Annotated in this window: 13 protein-coding genes; 5 read left to right on the top strand and 8 right to left on the bottom strand. The window is 63.0% G+C overall.

Going from position 1 to position 17,516, the window contains the following annotated elements:
- The first annotated feature begins 19 nt into the window (after positions 1-19).
- Together HNR05_RS14315 and HNR05_RS14310 are read left to right on the top strand one after the other, a co-directional pair.
- On the top strand, positions 20-1,390 hold the full coding sequence (locus HNR05_RS14315) for an NAD-dependent succinate-semialdehyde dehydrogenase (RefSeq protein WP_179579755.1): 1,371 nt from the start codon (positions 20-22) through the stop codon (positions 1,388-1,390).
- Positions 1,391-1,852: 462 nt separating this feature from the next.
- The gene (locus HNR05_RS14310; protein WP_179579754.1) at positions 1,853-3,502 is read left to right on the top strand and encodes an HNH endonuclease signature motif containing protein; all 1,650 of its coding nucleotides are present in this window, start codon (positions 1,853-1,855) and stop codon (positions 3,500-3,502) included.
- Between the two features lie 327 nt (positions 3,503-3,829).
- Here the strand turns inward: HNR05_RS14310 and HNR05_RS14305 are convergent, their stop codons facing one another.
- From HNR05_RS14305 to HNR05_RS14285, 5 genes are all read right to left on the bottom strand, one after another.
- Positions 3,830-5,791, bottom strand: coding sequence for a discoidin domain-containing protein (locus HNR05_RS14305; protein ID WP_179579753.1), 1,962 nt, complete (start codon positions 5,789-5,791; stop codon positions 3,830-3,832).
- A gap of 132 nt (positions 5,792-5,923) precedes the next feature.
- Positions 5,924-7,432 (bottom strand): glycoside hydrolase family 36 protein, encoded by a 1,509-nt coding sequence (locus HNR05_RS14300; protein ID WP_179579752.1) that lies wholly within the window; start codon positions 7,430-7,432, stop codon positions 5,924-5,926.
- Between the two features lie 66 nt (positions 7,433-7,498).
- Positions 7,499-8,845, bottom strand: a complete 1,347-nt coding sequence (locus HNR05_RS14295) for an ABC transporter substrate-binding protein (protein ID WP_179579751.1) — start codon at positions 8,843-8,845, stop codon at positions 7,499-7,501.
- Positions 8,846-8,903: 58 nt separating this feature from the next.
- Positions 8,904-9,815 (bottom strand): carbohydrate ABC transporter permease, encoded by a 912-nt coding sequence (locus HNR05_RS14290; RefSeq protein ID WP_179579750.1) that lies wholly within the window; start codon positions 9,813-9,815, stop codon positions 8,904-8,906.
- Entirely contained in the window at positions 9,815-10,795 is a 981-nt protein-coding gene (locus tag HNR05_RS14285; RefSeq protein WP_179579749.1) for a carbohydrate ABC transporter permease, read from the bottom strand. The genes HNR05_RS14290 and HNR05_RS14285 overlap by 1 nt, the downstream gene beginning before the upstream one ends.
- A gap of 69 nt (positions 10,796-10,864) precedes the next feature.
- Here HNR05_RS14285 and HNR05_RS14280 point away from each other — a divergent pair, with 69 nt between their 5' ends.
- Complete coding sequence (locus HNR05_RS14280) at positions 10,865-12,076, top strand: ROK family protein (protein WP_179579748.1); 1,212 nt, start codon at positions 10,865-10,867, stop codon at positions 12,074-12,076.
- Positions 12,077-12,187: 111 nt separating this feature from the next.
- Here the strand turns inward: HNR05_RS14280 and HNR05_RS17815 are convergent, their stop codons facing one another.
- Positions 12,188-12,310, bottom strand: coding sequence for a hypothetical protein (locus tag HNR05_RS17815; protein WP_281369826.1), 123 nt, complete (start codon positions 12,308-12,310; stop codon positions 12,188-12,190).
- 112 nt (positions 12,311-12,422) lie between these two features.
- Between HNR05_RS17815 and HNR05_RS14270 the strand changes: the two genes are divergently transcribed.
- A complete protein-coding gene (locus HNR05_RS14270) occupies positions 12,423-14,963 on the top strand; it encodes a transglycosylase domain-containing protein (protein WP_179579746.1) in 2,541 nt (846 codons plus the stop codon).
- A gap of 311 nt (positions 14,964-15,274) precedes the next feature.
- Entirely contained in the window at positions 15,275-15,766 is a 492-nt protein-coding gene (locus tag HNR05_RS14265; protein WP_179579745.1) for a hypothetical protein, read from the top strand.
- 28 nt (positions 15,767-15,794) lie between these two features.
- Here the strand turns inward: HNR05_RS14265 and HNR05_RS14260 are convergent, their stop codons facing one another.
- Entirely contained in the window at positions 15,795-16,412 is a 618-nt protein-coding gene (locus HNR05_RS14260; protein ID WP_179579744.1) for a GNAT family N-acetyltransferase, read from the bottom strand.
- Between the two features lie 114 nt (positions 16,413-16,526).
- Entirely contained in the window at positions 16,527-17,402 is an 876-nt protein-coding gene (locus HNR05_RS14255) for an alpha/beta hydrolase (protein WP_179579743.1), read from the bottom strand.
- Between the last annotated feature and the right edge of the window lie 114 nt (positions 17,403-17,516).

Here is a 17,516-nt window from a genome sequence, read left to right as displayed (position 1 = left end):
CATGAAAAACGAGGATCCCATGGCTTACCAGACCCTGAACCCCACTACTGGCGAGGTTCTTGCGACGTTCCAACCCGCCACGGATGCCGAGGCGCACGCAGCCCTCAACGAGGCCGCCGACTGTGCACGTTCATGGAAGAACACACCTCTTCACCAACGCACCGAGCTCATCCGCCGAGTCGCAGATCTCATCGACGAGCGTCGGGACGAACTCGCCGATCTCATCGCCCTCGAGATGGGCAAGCCGGTGCGCCAAGCGTCGGGCGAACTCGGTCTCTCTGCCGACATCTACCGCTATTACGCCGACAATGGCGAGCGGTTCACCGCCGACGAGGCCCTCGACGTCGCGAGTGGCGGAAGCGCCGTCATTCGCACCGAGCCGATCGGGGTTCTACTCGGCATCATGCCCTGGAACTACCCGCACTATCAGGTGGCCCGCTTCGCCGGCCCCAACCTCGTACTGGGCAACACTGTCGTCATCAAGCATGCAGCCAACTGCCCCCAATCGGCGCTTGCCATTGAGGCACTGTTCCGTGATGCGGGGCTTCCCCCCGGGGCCTACACGAACCTCTTCGCCACCCACGCGCAGGTCGCCACTCTGATCGCAGACCCCCGCGTGCGCGGCATCTCACTCACCGGCAGCGAGGCAGCCGGTGCGATCGTCGCCGAGCAGGCTGGCCGGCACCTCAAGAAGGTCGTGCTCGAGCTTGGCGGAAGCGACCCGTTCATCGTCTTGGACGACGCGAGGCTCGAGCGCACCATCGACCAGGCCGTCGGCGGACGATTCTCCAACGCTGGCCAGGCGTGCACCTCCCCCAAGCGCTTTATCGTCGTCGACGAGGTGTACGACCGCTTCGTCGCGGGCTTCAGCGAGCGGGTCGGCACGATCCAGCCCGGTGATCCCCGGCAGGCTCACACCCGATTCGGCCCGATGTCGAGCGCTGCGGCACGCGACGAGGTTCTGGAGCAGGTTCAGGATGCCGTCAGCCGGGGTGCAACACTGCACCACGGCGGCGTCGCCGGAGAGGGGGCCGTGCTCGCGCCAACGCTGCTGACCGATCTCACCCCTGACATGCGGGCGTATTCGGAAGAACTTTTCGGACCCGTCGCCATGATCCACCGCGTTGCGGATGCCGACGCGGCAGTCGCATTCGCCAACGACTCCCCCTATGGGCTCGGCGCGGCAGTGTTCTGTGCGGATCCCGTGCTTGCGCAGTCGGTCGCGGAGCGCCTGGAGGTGGGAATGGTCACGATCGGCGGCAATTCAGACAGCGAGCCGGATCTGCCATTCGGCGGGGTGAAGCGCAGCGGCTTCGGCCGGGAGCTCGGCCCGCACGGCATGAGTGAGTTCGCGAATAAGAAGCTGATCCGAGTAGCGGTCGGCGCCTAATCCGCGGCGCCCTTCCGCTGATCGAGCGCACCCCGCCCACTTCCGCTGATCGAGCCTGTCGAGATCCCGTAAGCCAACCTCAGGACGCGGTTCGGTACCCAGGGTCTCGACACGCTCGACCAACGGTGCGGAGAACGAGCGCGCCCCGATCCGCTGATCGAGCCCACTTCCGCTGATCGAGCCTGTCGAGATCCCGTAAGCCAACCTCAGGACGCGGGCCGGGAACCAGGGTCTCGACACGCTCGACCAACGGGGCGGAGAACGAGCGCGCCCCAATCCGCTGAGCGAGCCCACTTCCGCTGATCGAGCGTGTCGAGATCCCGCGAGCCACCCTCGAGACTGGGGAGCGAAGTCTCGACCGGCTACTAGTTCTCGATCCCTCCACAGAAACAGGTACGAGAACTTGTGCACAGTTACTGAGAAAAGCTCGTAATCATGTTCGTTCTTTGGGAGAATAGAGCTATGTCAATCACCTCCCCACCCCCAGTCTCCGCCCCGGAGCCGACACCCGCCTCGGGTGCGTCGGCACCGACCGCGGCCATGGTGCTGGCGGTTCTCGAACAGACGCAGGCCCTGTGGGCCGGGCTCGGCACCGTCAGCCCCGAGGCGTTCACCGACGACGACCTACTCGGCGTGCTCGGTGCGTTCGAAGGTGTCGGCCGGCTGGTTGATGCCGGCCGGGTGGCTGTGGCGGCGACGGTCGAGGAACGCTCCGGCCGGTGGCTGGGCCGGGACTCCCTCGCCGCGAAACGGGGCTGCACCAGTGGCATCGACCTGATCACCCGGGTCACCCGCATTTCCGGCCGTGAAGCGAAACGCCGCAGCGCCCTCGGTTTGCGGATGCAGGACACCCAGCACGTCGGAACGATCATCCCCGCACTGTTCCCCACCGTGGGTGCCGCGGTCGCTGCGGGCTTGCTGGGGGTGGATGCGGCGGAGGTGATCATGTCCGGTCTGGCCGAGATTTCCCCGCGCGTTGCCCCCGATGATCTTGCGGCTGCGGAACGCGCTTTGGTGTCTGCGGCGACGGGCACGATTACGGCCGAGAATGAGGGTGAGCCGGGCGCCGGCTTTGCGTTCTCGGCGGACTCGATGCGGGTGCAGATGTTGCAGTGGCAGGCGGCGCTGGACCCCGACGGGGTGGCACCGAACGAGGTCGAGGGTGAGGCGACGAGCACGATCAGTTTCGGCCGCTTCAAAGACGGCGTCTACCCGGTGCGGGGCGGGGTGACTCCTGATCTGTACGGAATCATGAACCTCACCTTCGACGCGTTCATCGCCGCCCGCAAAACCCCCGCGTTCCCCACCGCCGCCGAGCAAGCCCGCGATGAGGCACGCGACCAGGCACGCGACGACCAAGCCGAGCACGATTCTCACGACGGTCACGACGGTCACGACGGTCCCGACGGACACGACGTATACGACGAGCACCTCCATGACCACGACCACGACGACCACGGTCAGGGTCCAGCCTCAGCCGAGGTGCCTCTTCCCGGGTCGGCCGGGCACGAGTTCGATGACGGCGACACCCGCACGGCCGGTGAGAAGCGGGCCGATATTCTGCGCGGCATGTTCACCCAGCTGGCCCAGGCCGACAGCACCCCCAGCATTGGTGGTGCACCGCCGACGGTGGTGGTGCATGTGAACGTGAACGATATTGAAGCCGGTCGCGGTGTCGGCTGGATCGACGGCGTCGACGCCCCCATCTCACTTCGCACGGTCGATCAGATGATGTGTGCCGGAGGCACCCAAACGGTTCTCTTTGGCCAGAACGGTGAGGTTCTGACGCTGACCGATCCGCAACGACTGTTCAACCGTGCCCAACGCCGGGCGATCCTCGCCCGCGACGGCGGCTGCGGCGTTCCCGGCTGCGATGCCCCCACACAGTGGCTCGAGTTTCATCACGTGATCCCCTGGAGCAAAGGCGGCGTCACTGAAGTCGACAATGGTGTGGCGTTGTGTTGGCGACATCATCACACCATCGAAACCTCCGGATGGGAGATCCTCATGGTCAACGGCCGACCCCAAGTGAAAGCCCCGGCCTGGATCGACCCGAGCCGCACCTGGCGCGACGCCAACCGCCACCGCACCGACACCCACCGCCGCAACTGAACCGCCGCGACTGAGTCCCCCATGGCTGGGTCGCCACGGCTGAGTCGCTATCCCGCACATCCGCCGCACATCCGCCGCACATCCTGCGCGCCCGCCGTACCTCGCCGCACATCGCAGCCATCGCCGCAGATCCCATCCCAGCCATCCCAGCCATCGTGCTTTCGTGAGATGAGAACGACGGAGCATTTCTCATTGACCAATTGCTCCTGGCCCCCGGCGATGAGTGAGCCAGCGCGGTGTGCGGCGCGCTCTCGGCAGAAGCGTACTGCCCCAGAAGTGCCGGAATTCCGGACACGGCACTTCTGGGGCCACTCGTATTCTCGGGACTTATCCGAGCACCTCGAATTCCTTACTGTTGGCCCAATGACCGTGATCTATTGCGGTGACGGTCAGTTTCACGTATCGGTAGCTTCCGCTCACGCTGGCGGTCACCGCTGAGTTGGTGAGAACTCCCGCTGCTGTCATATCGACCAGCGTGGTCCACGTGCTGTTATCAGTGGAACCCTCCACTCGGTATTTATAGGTAGAGCTGTCTGTCTCCGCGAAACGTTGCTTCACCGTCGCTAACGCCCGCACACCACCCAGGTCAACTGTGAGCGACTGCGGAAATGTACCCGTGCCCGCGGTCCACTGAGTGGCGATGTTCCCATCGACCGCATTGGATGCCGCCTGACCCGAGTACGACGATGTGGCACTCGCCGGGTGGTTCAATGCCAGGTTTGTGCCGCTGGGAGCGCTTACCTTGATCAATTCGCCGGGATTGATTTGGATGTTTCCAGTGCTCGCGACAGAACGGGACCCCTGAGAGACCCAGGTTCCAGCTGCGTCAAACGAACCCATCGAAGCTGTCGCGGTCGATGAGCCGAGGTTATATGTGGCTGAGGTCCGGGTATCAGAAACCAGGTAGTGACTGTTGCTGACGGCATCGTAGAGAGCAAGCCCAATCGAACCGTCGGGCGTGCTGAAGGTCACCGTCGTGTTATTCAAGGTCGCCGAGCCGTTGTAGCTCGTGCTGGGGACGTTCGTGCCAATGTTGAACCCCCTCATGTCGGCTGGCAGAGCCTGAGCCACGAGCTGGGTCATTTTGTTGACGCCCGTATTGAAGCTGTTCATACGACTGACGCCCTCGGGCAGGGTGGGCATCGTGCCCAGCGTCCAGGTGGTGTAGCTCGGATACCCTTCGGACGGATGGCCGAAGAAGGAGTAGTTTCGGCCGGCCCAACCGTTATTGAGCTGCCAGAAGTCGACGAAACCACCGTTCACCAGTGCAGTGGCAGCAATCGAGGTGAGATAGGAGTTGTTGCTGAACGTCTCGGGAATGTAGGCGATATCCGATTTGGTTGCTGTGTCAACGACGGCCTTTGCGATGTCGGTGACATTCCACGAGTAGTAGTCCGGACCAGCGAAATCAATGTTCGCAAGCGCGCCGATGGATCCATTCGGCAACCGTGATCCCGCGAAATTCACCCGCGTTGCCACGATGTAGTTCGAGTTCTTGACGGCAGCGCCCAACTGATCGATCAAACTGAGCCAGAGCGCAGTCTGACTGCCCCAGGTGTTTGTCAGGTTGGGTTCGTTGTAGACCTGGAACAGGATCGTCTGGTGGGTGGTGTCGTAGTCGGCTAGATGATTGAACATGGCCGTGACCGCAGTGCGCTCACTGGCGAAGAGATAGTTTGCGTCCGCGTAGTGCGCATTTCCTACGATGGGGAGATAGGGGAAAACCTCTTCACCGTTGCCCCCATTCCCCCAGTACTTCGACTGGTTTTGCAGGTACACCGGGATCGAGGTCATGAACCCGTGCGCACTGTTCGGCAGAACTCCGCCACCGCACCCGTTGGCGCCCCACCAGACGAAGTCCATCTTGAGGTTGTACTTCTTGGCCCACGCGACGTACTTGTCGATCAACGTCCAGTCGTATACGCCCGGCGTTGTCGGCTCGATCTGATTCCACGCCAACTCGATCTGGATTGTGCTGAATCCCGCCGCAGCGGTTTTCTCGAAGGTGTTCTCCAGCCAGTCTTGCGACAGGATGCGGGTGTTTTGGTTGGTCGGTATGGGACTCATGGAGTCGTTGCCGAAGGTTTGCCATTCGCCGAACGACTGAACTCCACTCATCGTGAATGGTTTGCCGTCCACGAGCAGGTAGCCTTTCGTGCCGTTCTTTGCGACTTGTGACACGACGACCGGCGCCGCTGATGCGGGCGCAACAACCGCGGGCGAGATGATGATGCTTGCGCTGATCAGTGCGACCACCAGCGGTGATCTAGACAGTAATTTGGTTCGCATGAGAGACCCCTTCGTCTTTCGTCGTCCGACTGCTGCACATCCGCTCGTGTACCTCACTGCAATTATGCAACGTGACGTGAAAACGTTATAACAGATGGCGGGATAATGTAAGAGCGAAGTCCTGGCCGACCACTATTTGACGAGCATCGACTCCAGATCGTCTCGGGTGTTTTCGACGTAGTCAGTAAAATCGACGACTCGCTCGTCAAGCTGGAAGCGATAGCGGCCCAGTTGACGCACCATAGGCGCGTCAGCAAGGAATGCGCGAAGCCGACCTTGTTCGGCCTCGTCCAGCCAGGAGACGGGGTCGGACGTCGATTTGAACCCCGCAATCTGGGCCAGGTCGACGAGAAGGCCTCGGCCACGCTCATCGAGCAGGCTGCGGCGAGCTCGGAAGAAGACGACGTCGGGGTCGACGTCGTACCAGCGCTTCATCCATACACGTGACACCGAGTTGGCGAGGCTGTTGTAGGCCCCAGGACCGCTTCGGTCTCTCTTGCGTTCGGTGTTGTCCCAGTATGGTGCGACATCCGGGCCCACTCGCGCGCCATCAAAAACTCCGACAGAAGCCAGCATGGGCACGCCGCTGCCGAGGAGGTACGTGTCGGGCCCGACGGCCCGTCTGATCAGCTCGATGGCCTCGCGATAGACCGTATCGCGGTGTGCGTTCGTCGAACGTCGCCCTTCCAACGCCCCGGCGTACATGAAGTCAAGCTTGAAGTAGGTGAATCCCTTCTCGACCAAGCCCTCGAAAAGCTCGGTGAGGTACTGCTGCACGTCGGCACGCGTGGTGTCGAGGGCGTAGTAGTGAGAACCCCAGTTGTAGCCGGCGACCATCGCCTCACCTGCGGCATCCGTCACAAGCCAGTCCGGATGCGTGCGTGCAATCTCCGATTGGGGCAGGCAGATCATCGGCGCCACCCACAGTGCGGCGCGGAATCCGGCTCTCGTGATTCGTGACGCGAGAGCCGTGAGGCCGCTCGGGAACCCGTTGCCGACAACCCAGTCGCCGACGATGCGCTCCCACCCGTCGTCAATCTGTACGACATCGAACGGATAGCCCTCGAGATCCTCGATGGCCGTGCCGATCTTCGCCTCGTCGATGTCCTCGAAGTAGGAGTACCACGACGACCACACGGTGCCGGCCGTTCCGCTCGCTCGACCAAATCGCTCGGCCACAAGCTCGGCATACCGAGCGAAGACCTGCTGCTCGGTTCCCACGGCAACGAACCACTGCACCCCCGGGTCATCGGCCTCGCCGACAAGCGCGTCTTTCTCAGCAGCGACTCGCGGAGCCCCCAGGCTCAACGCACCGAGCAGGAGCACCCGACCCTCCCCCACGTCGAGCGCACCGACCGTGCTTCCCATATGTCGGGACGGGTCGTCGGTCGCCGCGTCGTCGGCGGTCAGCAACCTCTCCGGGTTGTCGTAGATGCGCAGCGGTTCGGCACTCAGCGAATGCCAGCCGGTGGGAGACCACGAGTTCCACCCGTTGCGATAGAACAGTGTCGCCTCGATCGAATGGTCAATGCGAATGGCGTCACCCGTGACGATGTATCCACCGTCGATCTGCCCGATGGTGACGTCGGAGTGGATGACCACGGACAGTCCGTCGAGGGTGAGTGAAGTGGTCTGAGTCATGTGAGCTCTCGTGGTACGTGTCGACCGCAGCGCCATGCGGCGCTGCGGTCGACAATTGGATGTGTATTACTTGAACAGGGCGTTGACGCGATCGTTCAGCGCACTGAGGGCGTCTTTCGGAACGGCCTTCTGCTGCTGGATCTCGTCGATGACAGCCTGGGCATCGGAGTTGATCGCGTTGGCGTGCAGGGTGATCGGGTAGTACGCGATACCGGCGGGGTCCAAAGCCTCCTCGAGGAACGGAGTGACGTCGATGCCCTGCGCGGTGCGCACGGCGGCCGAGGCCTGCGCAGCAGCCGGAATGGCGGGGAAGACGACACCGGTCTTTGCCACGATGTTCTGGCAGTCCGCCGAGCCGATGAACTTGACGAGTTCCCACGCCTGATCAGGGTGCTTGGTGCCCGCGGTGATGGATGGTGCGAGACCGTTGATGATGGTCTTGCGCCCCTCGGGGCCGACCGGCAGCTTCGCGAATGCGAGGTCCTGCTCAGTGGCATTGGCCCACGTGTTGATGCGCCATGAACCATCAGAGATCATCGCTGCCTTGTTCTGGAGCAGCTGCGGCTCGAGGCCAAGCTGTCCGGCCTGTTCGAGAGGAACGACGAAGCCGGCCTTGATCTGGTTCTGCCACCAGCCCAATGTCTCAGCCAGGCGCGGGTCAGCGAGTTGAAACTCCGTGCCGAACGGGTTCTCGTTCAGGTACTCGAAGCCTGTCGAGAGTGCGGACCACGACCACTGGGTCTGCCCGACCACACCGCCGCCAGCCTCGAGACCCCAGCCGTAGGTGGCAACGTTGTCCTTGTCGAATCCTGGTTCGTCACCGCGCACGCCGGCCTTATCGATCGTCAGGTGAGCGATTGCCTTGCCGAAGCTGCCGCCATCGGTCGGATTCCAGGTGAGGTCGTTCAGCGACGCTGCATCGATGCCCGCGTCTTTCACATCTGCCGTGTTGTAGACCAGAGCGATGGTGTCCCAGTCCTGCGGCAGGCCGTAGCGCTTGCCATCCTTCACCCACAGGCTGGCGAGGTCGCCGGTGTACTGGGTGAGGTCGACTTTGTCCTTGTCCACGTAGGGCTGGAGGTCAAGCAACTGGTTGTTGTCGGCCAATTCGGGGTAGTAAGCCACGTGATCCGTGATCACGTCGGGGGCAGTGCCCGACACGATTCCGGTCGTGATGGTCTTCCAGTAGTCGTCCCAGCCCTGCTGGGTGATCTCCACCTTGATGCCGGTTTTAGCGGTGAAGTCGGTTGCACACTCCTGGTAGGCGGGCAACTGATTCGGGTCCCACAGCGAGTAGGTGAGGGTGACATCATCGGATGCTGCTTCCGATCCGACGGCGGAGCAACCCGTGAGGGCCACTGCGCTACACGCGAGGAGCGCAACGGCAATGGTGCGCGTGTGTTTGCTGTTCATTCGATTCCCTTTCCAGAGGGGTAGGGGCGGACGTGCCCAGGGTGGTGAGAGGGGGAGGTTATTTGACGCCAGTAAAACCAATCGAGTTGATGATCTTGCGGCCAAAGATGAGCAGCAGCACGACCATGGGAATCACTTGAAGCGAGGCTGCGGCCATGAGGCCGGCCCAGTCCGGTGAGGTCGACGGGGAAGATTGCGCGAACGCGGCGACAGCCACATTGAGGAGGCGCACATCCGGGGAGCGACCGATCAACTGAGGCCACATGTACTCGTTCCACGCTGTGACCGCGGTGATAATGGCCAGCGTTGCGATGGGCGCCGCCGCCATGGGCGCGATCACGCGACTGAAGATGCGGAATCGACCGGCACCGTCCAGCAGTGCAGCTTCTTCGATTTCACGCGGAATCGCCAGAAAGAACTGGCGCAGAAAGAAGATAGCGAACGGCGTCATCAGGAGGTACGGAGCGACGAGACCGGCAAAGGTGTCGATCCAGCCGAGATTGCGCATCAGCACAAAGTTCGGCAGCACCGTGAAGATCGGCGGAACCATGAGCGCACTGAGGAAAATGGCGAAGAGCACGTCCCGTCCCTTGAACCGCAGCCGGGCGAAGGCGTAGGCGGCAAGGGCGCTAAACCCAACCTGGCCAATCACCAGCGCACCGGTGAACAGGATCGAGTTGCGCAAGTAGAGGAAGAAATCAACACCAGCCCCCGTTCCCCCGGCGGCGAGATCTTCCTCGACCGTGGCAAGGCCGAGAACACGCGTGAAGTTGATGGCCGTCGGATTCTCGGGGATGACCGACATGCTGCCGGAGAAGATATCGGCGTTTGACGTGAAAGCCGTTCGCAGCATCCAGATGAATGGGAACAGCGTGACGAGCAAGAGAAGCGTGAGCGCAACCCACGAGAACACGGTTCCTGCGTGTGGCCGTGGGCGGCGGCTCGTGAGTGTCGACGTGGCGTGAGTCATCAGCTGAGGTCCGAATCCGAGGCGCGAAGAACGCGGAGTTGAATGAGACTGACGACGAAAATGATCGCGAAGAGCGCGACACCCATGGTGGCGGCGTACCCCATATCAAACTGCTCGAACGCTTTCTGGTAGATGTAGTAATAGATCACCCGGGTTGCGTTGCCCGGACCTCCACTCGTGGCGACGGCGACGGTGTCAAAGATCTGGAACGAGCCGATGAGCGAGACGACAAGTACCATCGCCGTGATCGGCCGCAGCAACGGCAACGTGATCGATCTGAATGTGCGAAAGCCCGTCGAGCCGTCAAGCGACGCCGCCTCGTAGAGGCTGGGCGAGATCGTCTGCATGCCCGCATAGAACAGGAGTGCGGTGTACCCCATGTTCCGCCAGGTGTTCACGAGTGCGATCGTGAAGATCGCCAGGTCCGAGTTGCCATAGAAGCTCTGCGTTTTGCCGCCGATGAGCTCGATCATGTCGTTGACGAAGCCCACGTTGGGATCGAGCATGAAGAGGGTGATAATCGCGACGGTCACGTTTGGCACAAGCCAGGGCACCAGGATGGCGCTGCGGCTGACGACGCGAAGTCGCAGTCGCTGCATGAGGCCGGCTATCGCGAGCGCAAAGATAATCTGGGTGCTGATATTCACGGTCACGTAGATGAGCGTGACCCGGAGGGAGTTCCAGAACAGCGGATCGGACAGCATCCGCCGGTAGTTGTCGAAGCCAATGAACTTCGGGTCGGAGAGGAGGTTCCAGTCGGTAAAGCTGAGGCCGATGCCTTGAATCAGGGGCCACGCGTAGAAGACGAGGAATCCGATGACTGCGGGCAAGAGGTAGAGCGCCGCTGTGGGCCCATCCGAATTGCGGAGCAGCCGTTTGACGGGGCTGCGCGGTGCACCAGCAGAGCCGTGTGACGCATCCCCGTTCGGACGCGGCGGATTCACACGAGTGCTGCGCGGAGCTGCGGTGGTAGTCGCCATTGAACCGATTATCCAAATCTGTTAATATTAATGCAACTTGCAAATGTAAAGTATCGGGAGCCAGATTCTATGTCAAGTCCACTGGAAAGTACAACCTCTCCGCGCACGGGCGACCGCTCTTATCTGCGACGCCGAAACTCACTGGCGGTGCTCGAGACCCTCTGGAGCGGAGCGGCGACGATCGCCGAAATCGCGCGCAGCACGAGCCTCTCGAGGACGGCGGCCGAGTCAGTACTTGCAGACTTGATGACACGCGGCTGGGCGGTGGACGGCGGACCACCGGCGCAGCGATCGCTCGCCCCTGGGCGCCCGGCCAGCGTGTTCCACTTCTCTCCTGAGGCCGGTCACATCGCGGGAATCGATATCGGCGCCCACCATGTCTCCGCGTGCGTTGCGGGCCTCACGGGCGAGAAGATCAGCACCGTTCGAGTGATCGCCGACGAAAGTATGCCGGCCGCGCAGCGACTTGCGCTCGCGAGTCGCGCCCTCGAACAGGCGCTCACGGAAAGCGGACGTTCGACGGATGATCTGTGGGCGGTTACCGTCGGTTCGCCGGGTGTGATTGATAAGGGAAAGGTCATCCACTTCGGTGGGGCGGGCATGCCCGGTTGGATCGGTCTTGATATCGCCGAGCACTTCGCCGACGCGACAGCCGGCATCGTTCTCGTCGAAGGAGACTCCGCCCTGGGTGCCCTGGCGGAATCCGCCTACGGCGCCGGCCGCGGGGTCCCTGACCTCGTCTACATTCTGAGCGGTATCCGCACGGGTGCCGCAGTTATCGTCAACGGCCAGACACTGCGCGGTCATCGAGGCGCTGCGGGCCTGGTGGGCGAGCTGCCTGAACTGCGCTGGCGCGACATCGAACACCAGATCTATGCCCGGTCCCGCTCCGCCGATGAGGCGGCAACCCGAGGGGAGATCTTCGACCGTGCGCGCACCGGCGATGCCGGAGCGCGTGCAATCGTGCAGGACTTTGCTGACGCCTTGGCCGTGGGTGCCTCAGCAATGGTGCTCGCCCTCGACCCAGAAGTGCTCGTGATCGGCGGACCGAACACCGAGAACGCCGATTTGTTCCTGGAGCGGTTCACGGCTGAAATTGCGAAGCGGTGCCCGATCTTGCCTGATGTGCGGATTTCTACGCTCGGCCCGGACGCGGTCCTGACCGGCAGCGTTCGTTTGGGCATCGAGGCCATCAGCAGAGCCTTGCATGAAGCGGTCGAGACGCAGCCGGCCTTTCCTGCGCCGAGCAACAGGATCGCTGCGGGCTCGCGCGCCACGTAAAGTCGCCCCTGGGCCGGCGAGAGTGGGCAGACGCAGCGATTCTCGGCGAATCGTCGATCGCGCGAGCGCATGCGGCATGCGCATTTGGGGGTGTCGACACATGTCCGCCGCCTACGTACGGTCGACCGCCGCCAGGATGAGCGCCCCCAGCTCGGCCACATACGGGTGCCAGTCGGCGATCATCTCGCGCACCATCGTCGACGTAAACTCGCAGGCGATCACGGTGACAGACACGGCATCGCGCTGCACGTATCCGCCTGATGCGCACCCCCCTTCTACTCCTCAATCCTGCAAATACACCTCTAGTTGGCGAAAAATTCGGTGTGAACCCCGTACTCTCCTGTTTATGTCTACGAACGGTCGCACGGCACCCGGCGTCATCGGGGGAATTCTTGGTTTCGTCGGAATGAGCGCCGTCGCGGGCGTGCTGGCCACCGTCATCGTGGTTCCCGGAATCGCACTCTCCAGCATGGCTGCCACCAGCGTCATCACCGTTTTTGAGAACTTGCCCGACTACTTGGCCATCGACCAGCTCTCGCAGAAGAGCAACATTTATGCCACACAAAACGACGGCACGCCCATTCTGATGGCCTCGTTCTACGACCAGAACCGCGTCGAGGTCTCGACCGCTGAGATCAGTCAGTTTGTGAAGGATGCCGCTGTCGCAGGCGAGGATCCGCGCTTCTACGAGCACGGCGGAATCGACCTCGAAGGAACCGTCAAGGGTGCCGTGCAAACCCTCGCCACCGGCGACACCCGTGGAGGGTCGTCGATCACGCAACAGTACGTGAAGAACGTGCTTGTGCAGAAGTGCGAAACCAAATCGGTCACTGACGAGGAGATCCAAGCCTGCTACCTCGAAGCGACCGAGACCACCGCCGACCGCAAGGTCAAAGAGATGCGGCTCGCCATTGGCCTCGAGAAGAAGTTCCCGAAAAATGATATTTTGCGCCAATACCTGAACATCGCGGGATTCGGCGGAACCGTTTACGGCGTCGAAGCCGCGGCGAGCTACTACTTCAACACCACCGCGGCCGCGGTCACCCTGCCCCAGGCGGCCAGCCTGGTCGCAATTGTGAACAACCCGTCGAAGTTTCAGCTTGACTATCCGAACAGCGAAAGCAACGGCGCCGAGAACGGTTACGCCGCGAATAAGGATCGTCGGGACTACATCCTGGGCGAAATGCTGAAATACAAGAAGATCACTCCGGCCGAGTTCGACGCCGCGATCGCGACTCCGATCGAGCCGATCATCACCGAACCGAGCACGGGCTGCCAAACGGCGGGCGTCAACGCGTTCTTCTGCGACTACGTTACCCATATTTTGAAGAACGACCCCGCGTTCGGCCCCGACGAAGACAGCCGTGTGCTCAACTTCAAGCGCGGCGGCTACAACGTCTACAGTTCGCTCGACCTCGATCTGCAGAACGCCGCCGTCTCAGCGTTGGACTCAAACGTTCCGAAAACCTTTGACGGCTGGGATGTCGGTGGGGTGATTGTCAGCGTTCAGGTCGGCAGCGGCCGCGTGCTCGCAATGACCCAGAACAAGGATTACAGCCAAGACCCCGAAGTGCAGGCGACCGGCGCGAACTACACCGGCATCAACTACAACACCGATTACGGCTACGGCGGCTCGAGTGGTTTCCAGCCCGGCTCCACCTACAAGGTTTTCACCCTGGCCGAATGGTTGAAGGAAGGTCATTCGCTCAACGAACGCGTGGACTCCCGCCGCAAGAGCGATTGGGGAACATTCCAGGACAGCTGCGACGGCCCGCAAAGCTACGGCAGCAATTTCGCTCCGAAGAACGACTCCGGTGAGTCCGGCACCAACTACAGCGCCCTCGAATCGACTCAGCAATCCATCAACACCGGCTTTGTCGGCATGGCCAAAAAGCTCGACCTCTGCGGCATCGGCAAAACGGCCCAGTCATTCGGCGTGCACCGCGCGAACGGAGACCCGTTGAAGCACAGCGCAGCGACGGTGCTCGGCACCGAAGAGATCGCACCGCTGACCATGGCGATCGCATTTGCCGGAATCGCAAACAAGGGTGTCACCTGTAGCCCGATCGCCATCGACCGCATCGTCGGCCCCGACGGTGCCGAGCTGCCGATTCCAGCGTCCACCTGCACTCAGTCTGTCGAACCGCCCGTTGCCGCCGGGATGACCTACGCAATGCAGCGTGCGCTGTCCGGTGGAACGGGCCGAGAATCGTACCGAGCGACATCCCCCACCGTGCCCATGATCGGCAAGACCGGGACCACAGACGGCAATAAGGACACCTGGATGAGCGGCGCCAGCACCCAGGTCGCCACCGTCGCCGGCGTGATCAGCCTCACCGGCGACATCAATCAGCGCGGCACCTACTTCGACAGCGGACAGGCCGCCACGGCCCGCCACCGCATGTGGCCCATCGTGATGAGCGCTGCCAACGCCAAGTACGGCGGGGAAGCGTTCCCCGAGGCGTCGTCGAGCGTGCTCAATGCGGTGCAGATTCCGGTGCCCGACCTGCGTGGCACGTCAAAATCCGAGGCCAAGTCACTTCTCGAGGCGGCAGGGTTCTACTACGCCGACGGTGGCGTCGTCGACTCCGAGATGCCCGCCGGCACCGTCGCCAGCACCGACCCCGCCGGGGGGACGAACGCCGGCCGAGGTTCTTCGATCACGGTCTATGAGAGCAACGGCTCGCTCGTAGCGCTTCCGGATGTTGTCGGTGCCGACACCAATACCGCCCTCGGTCAACTGAGCAGTTTCGCCGTAGACAAAAAGAACAAGAAGGTCTCGAAAGCCGAACAGAACGGCAAGGTCATCTCAATGTCACCGGCTGCCGGAACGCCGGTGAAACCCGGCAGCACGGTCACGCTGATCATCGGCAAGTTTGACGACTGAGTGGTCGTAACCCCGCGTCCGCGCGTCGGATCGCGGGGTCTCGACAAGCTCGACCAACGGGCCGGGCTCGACCAACGGGCCGGGCTCGACCAACGGAGCGCGCTCATCCAACGGAGCGGGCTCGACCAACGGAGCGCGCTCATCCAACGGGGCGAGCTCGACCAACGGAATCCGCCGATCGAGCTCGTCGAGATCACGGGGTCTCGACAAGCTCGACCAACGGAGCGGGCTCGACCAACGGAGCGGGCTCGACCAACGGGAGCGCACCGACGTGAGCGCACCGACGTGAGCCCACTCGGTAGAGTCAAAGGGTGATCGACCAGACTCCCGCCACCCCCATACCCACCCGCCGCGCGACACAGCAGCGCCGACTCGGGGCCGGCATTATCGTCGTCGGCGTGCTGCTGGGCGCCTGGATCACCTTCGGTCGTTTTCTCTTCGGCGTGGGCGGCAGCCTCACCGCTGTCTACGCGCTCATCGGCCTCACGGTCGTTGTGCTGTACCTGTTCATCGGCTTGGCACTGAGGCGCACCGCGCGCAACGACCACCCCACCCGGCCGACGGTGTTCGGCACGCTGGGGGCATCCGTGGGCTGCGGCATTCTGCTGGGCCTCATGATTCCGGATGCGACGCCGGACGGGCTGCAGACCATCCTGACCGGCGGCGAAGAGCCCGGGCTCGGCATCGTGGTCGGTGTCGCGAACCCGCTCGGCATCATCCTGATCGCCCTGGCGATTGTCTCGCTCTGGATCGCGAACCTCGACGCGCGTGGCGTACGGGCGAATCCCGAAGACTTCGACTGAGCGCATTCGCGCACCGATTGGCTCCGCGTCAGCGGGCAGACCGCCACATGGTCGTGACCGGGGCCTCGTTCAGCACGGCGCTGAACTCGCCGATCCGGGCAAAACCGGCACGCTCATAGCGGTGATTGTTCGCTGGATTCGTCGACTCCAGATACGAGTGGATTCCCGCTGAATCGAAGTGGGCAAGGTTCTCGGCCAGGAGCTGCTGGCCAATCCCCCGGCCACGATGCGTCGGATGCGTGGCGAGCAGACTGAGATACGCGTGCGGCTCGTCGTGGGGATGGTGTGCCTCGAATCGCTCCCACAGCAAAAACAATGCCCGTGCCGCATCGGGTTCCAGATACTCCCGCACGATCCGTTCGATCTCGGCCTCGTGCTCATCCGACAATTCGTCGCCACCCGGCGGCAGCCACACCGCCACCGCAGCGGCCTCGTCCCCGCCGCCGACCTCGGTGCCCTCGACCAGGAACACGGTCGAGTAGCGCTGCGCACCGCGCACATACTGCCGCCAAAAGTCCCTGGCATGCTCGGTCGAGCCGTCGGGGCGCGCCAGCGCGACACTCCAGACGGGATCGTCGAGGAAGGCCAGGTGCACGGTTTCGGTCACCCGGTCAAGATCGTTCTCGGTTGCGATGCGTCTCTGCATACCCAGACCCTACGCGAGCGCTACGCACATTCGCCGACATCCGTGAAACTGACCGGTCCGGGGAAGGCTCCGATCGAGCGCGCCGCAGAGGCGCGTCGGACGGATCCACCGCGATTAGCTCACCGTGTACTGCTGCACGAAGGCGAGGGCCTCGTCGGCGACCTCTCGCCAGCCGTGGTCGATGGTGAGCGAGTGCCCACGGCCCCGAATCGTCACCTCCTCGGTCACCCCGGGGTTCTTTGCCTGAATCTTGTACATCGCATTCGTGATCGCCGGCGGGACAGTGTGGTCATGCTCACCACTGATGATCAGCAACGGCCCGCGCTCGGGATTCTTCGAGTCCACCTTCGTTTCCCCACCGAACGGGTTGAAGTTCGCCGTGGCCGCTTGAAACAGCGGAGCTCCGGCAGCGGGCACGTGATAGCTGTCGAACAGCTCCCGCGCCTCCGCCTCCTCGAGGTTGTTCGCCCAGCCGTAGGTGAACTGCTCGAACGTGAGCGCCACGCCCTTGCCCGCATTCGTCGGATGCTCCAGCACCGGCGATGCCGACTTCAAGGCCGACAGCGGCAGCGGCAGCACCCCCTTGAATGGCGCGCTGTCGATCGCCACGGTGACGGCCGCCACCCCCTCACCGGCGATCTTCTGCGCAATCAGCCCGCCGAAGGAATGGCCGATCACGGCGGGTTGCCGGGTCAGTTCGGCGATGGCCGCCAGGTAGTGATCGGTCACTTGCTGCACCATCTTGTGCGCGAAGACCTCGGGGTGTTCCCGCGCCTCGGCGACCGTGGTCGGGTCATCCGGCCAGCCGGGCGCGAGGGTGGCGTATCCGTTCGCCTCGAACAGCTCCCGCCACTTCTGCCAGCTGCTGGAGAGAAGCCAGAGCCCATGCACGAACACGACCGGCACCAAGCCAGATGCATTCGCCTTCTCAATTTCGGCACGCTCCCAGTCGGCGAGCGCTGGGGCGGTTTCGGGTTCGGTGGGGCTCATCGGATTCTCGACTCTCTGGATTCTCTGGACTTTCTGGACTGCATGGACGGCCTGGACGGCCTGGCCTCGCGCGGCAGGCACGATGCTGGGCACACTACGCCGCACACCTGCCGC

The sequence above is a fragment of the Leifsonia psychrotolerans genome (genome assembly GCF_013410665.1).
GTDB classification, from domain to species: domain Bacteria; phylum Actinomycetota; class Actinomycetes; order Actinomycetales; family Microbacteriaceae; genus Cryobacterium; species Cryobacterium psychrotolerans_A.
Note: the sequence above shows the minus strand (reverse complement) of the source record. Positions and strands in the feature narration are given on the sequence as shown.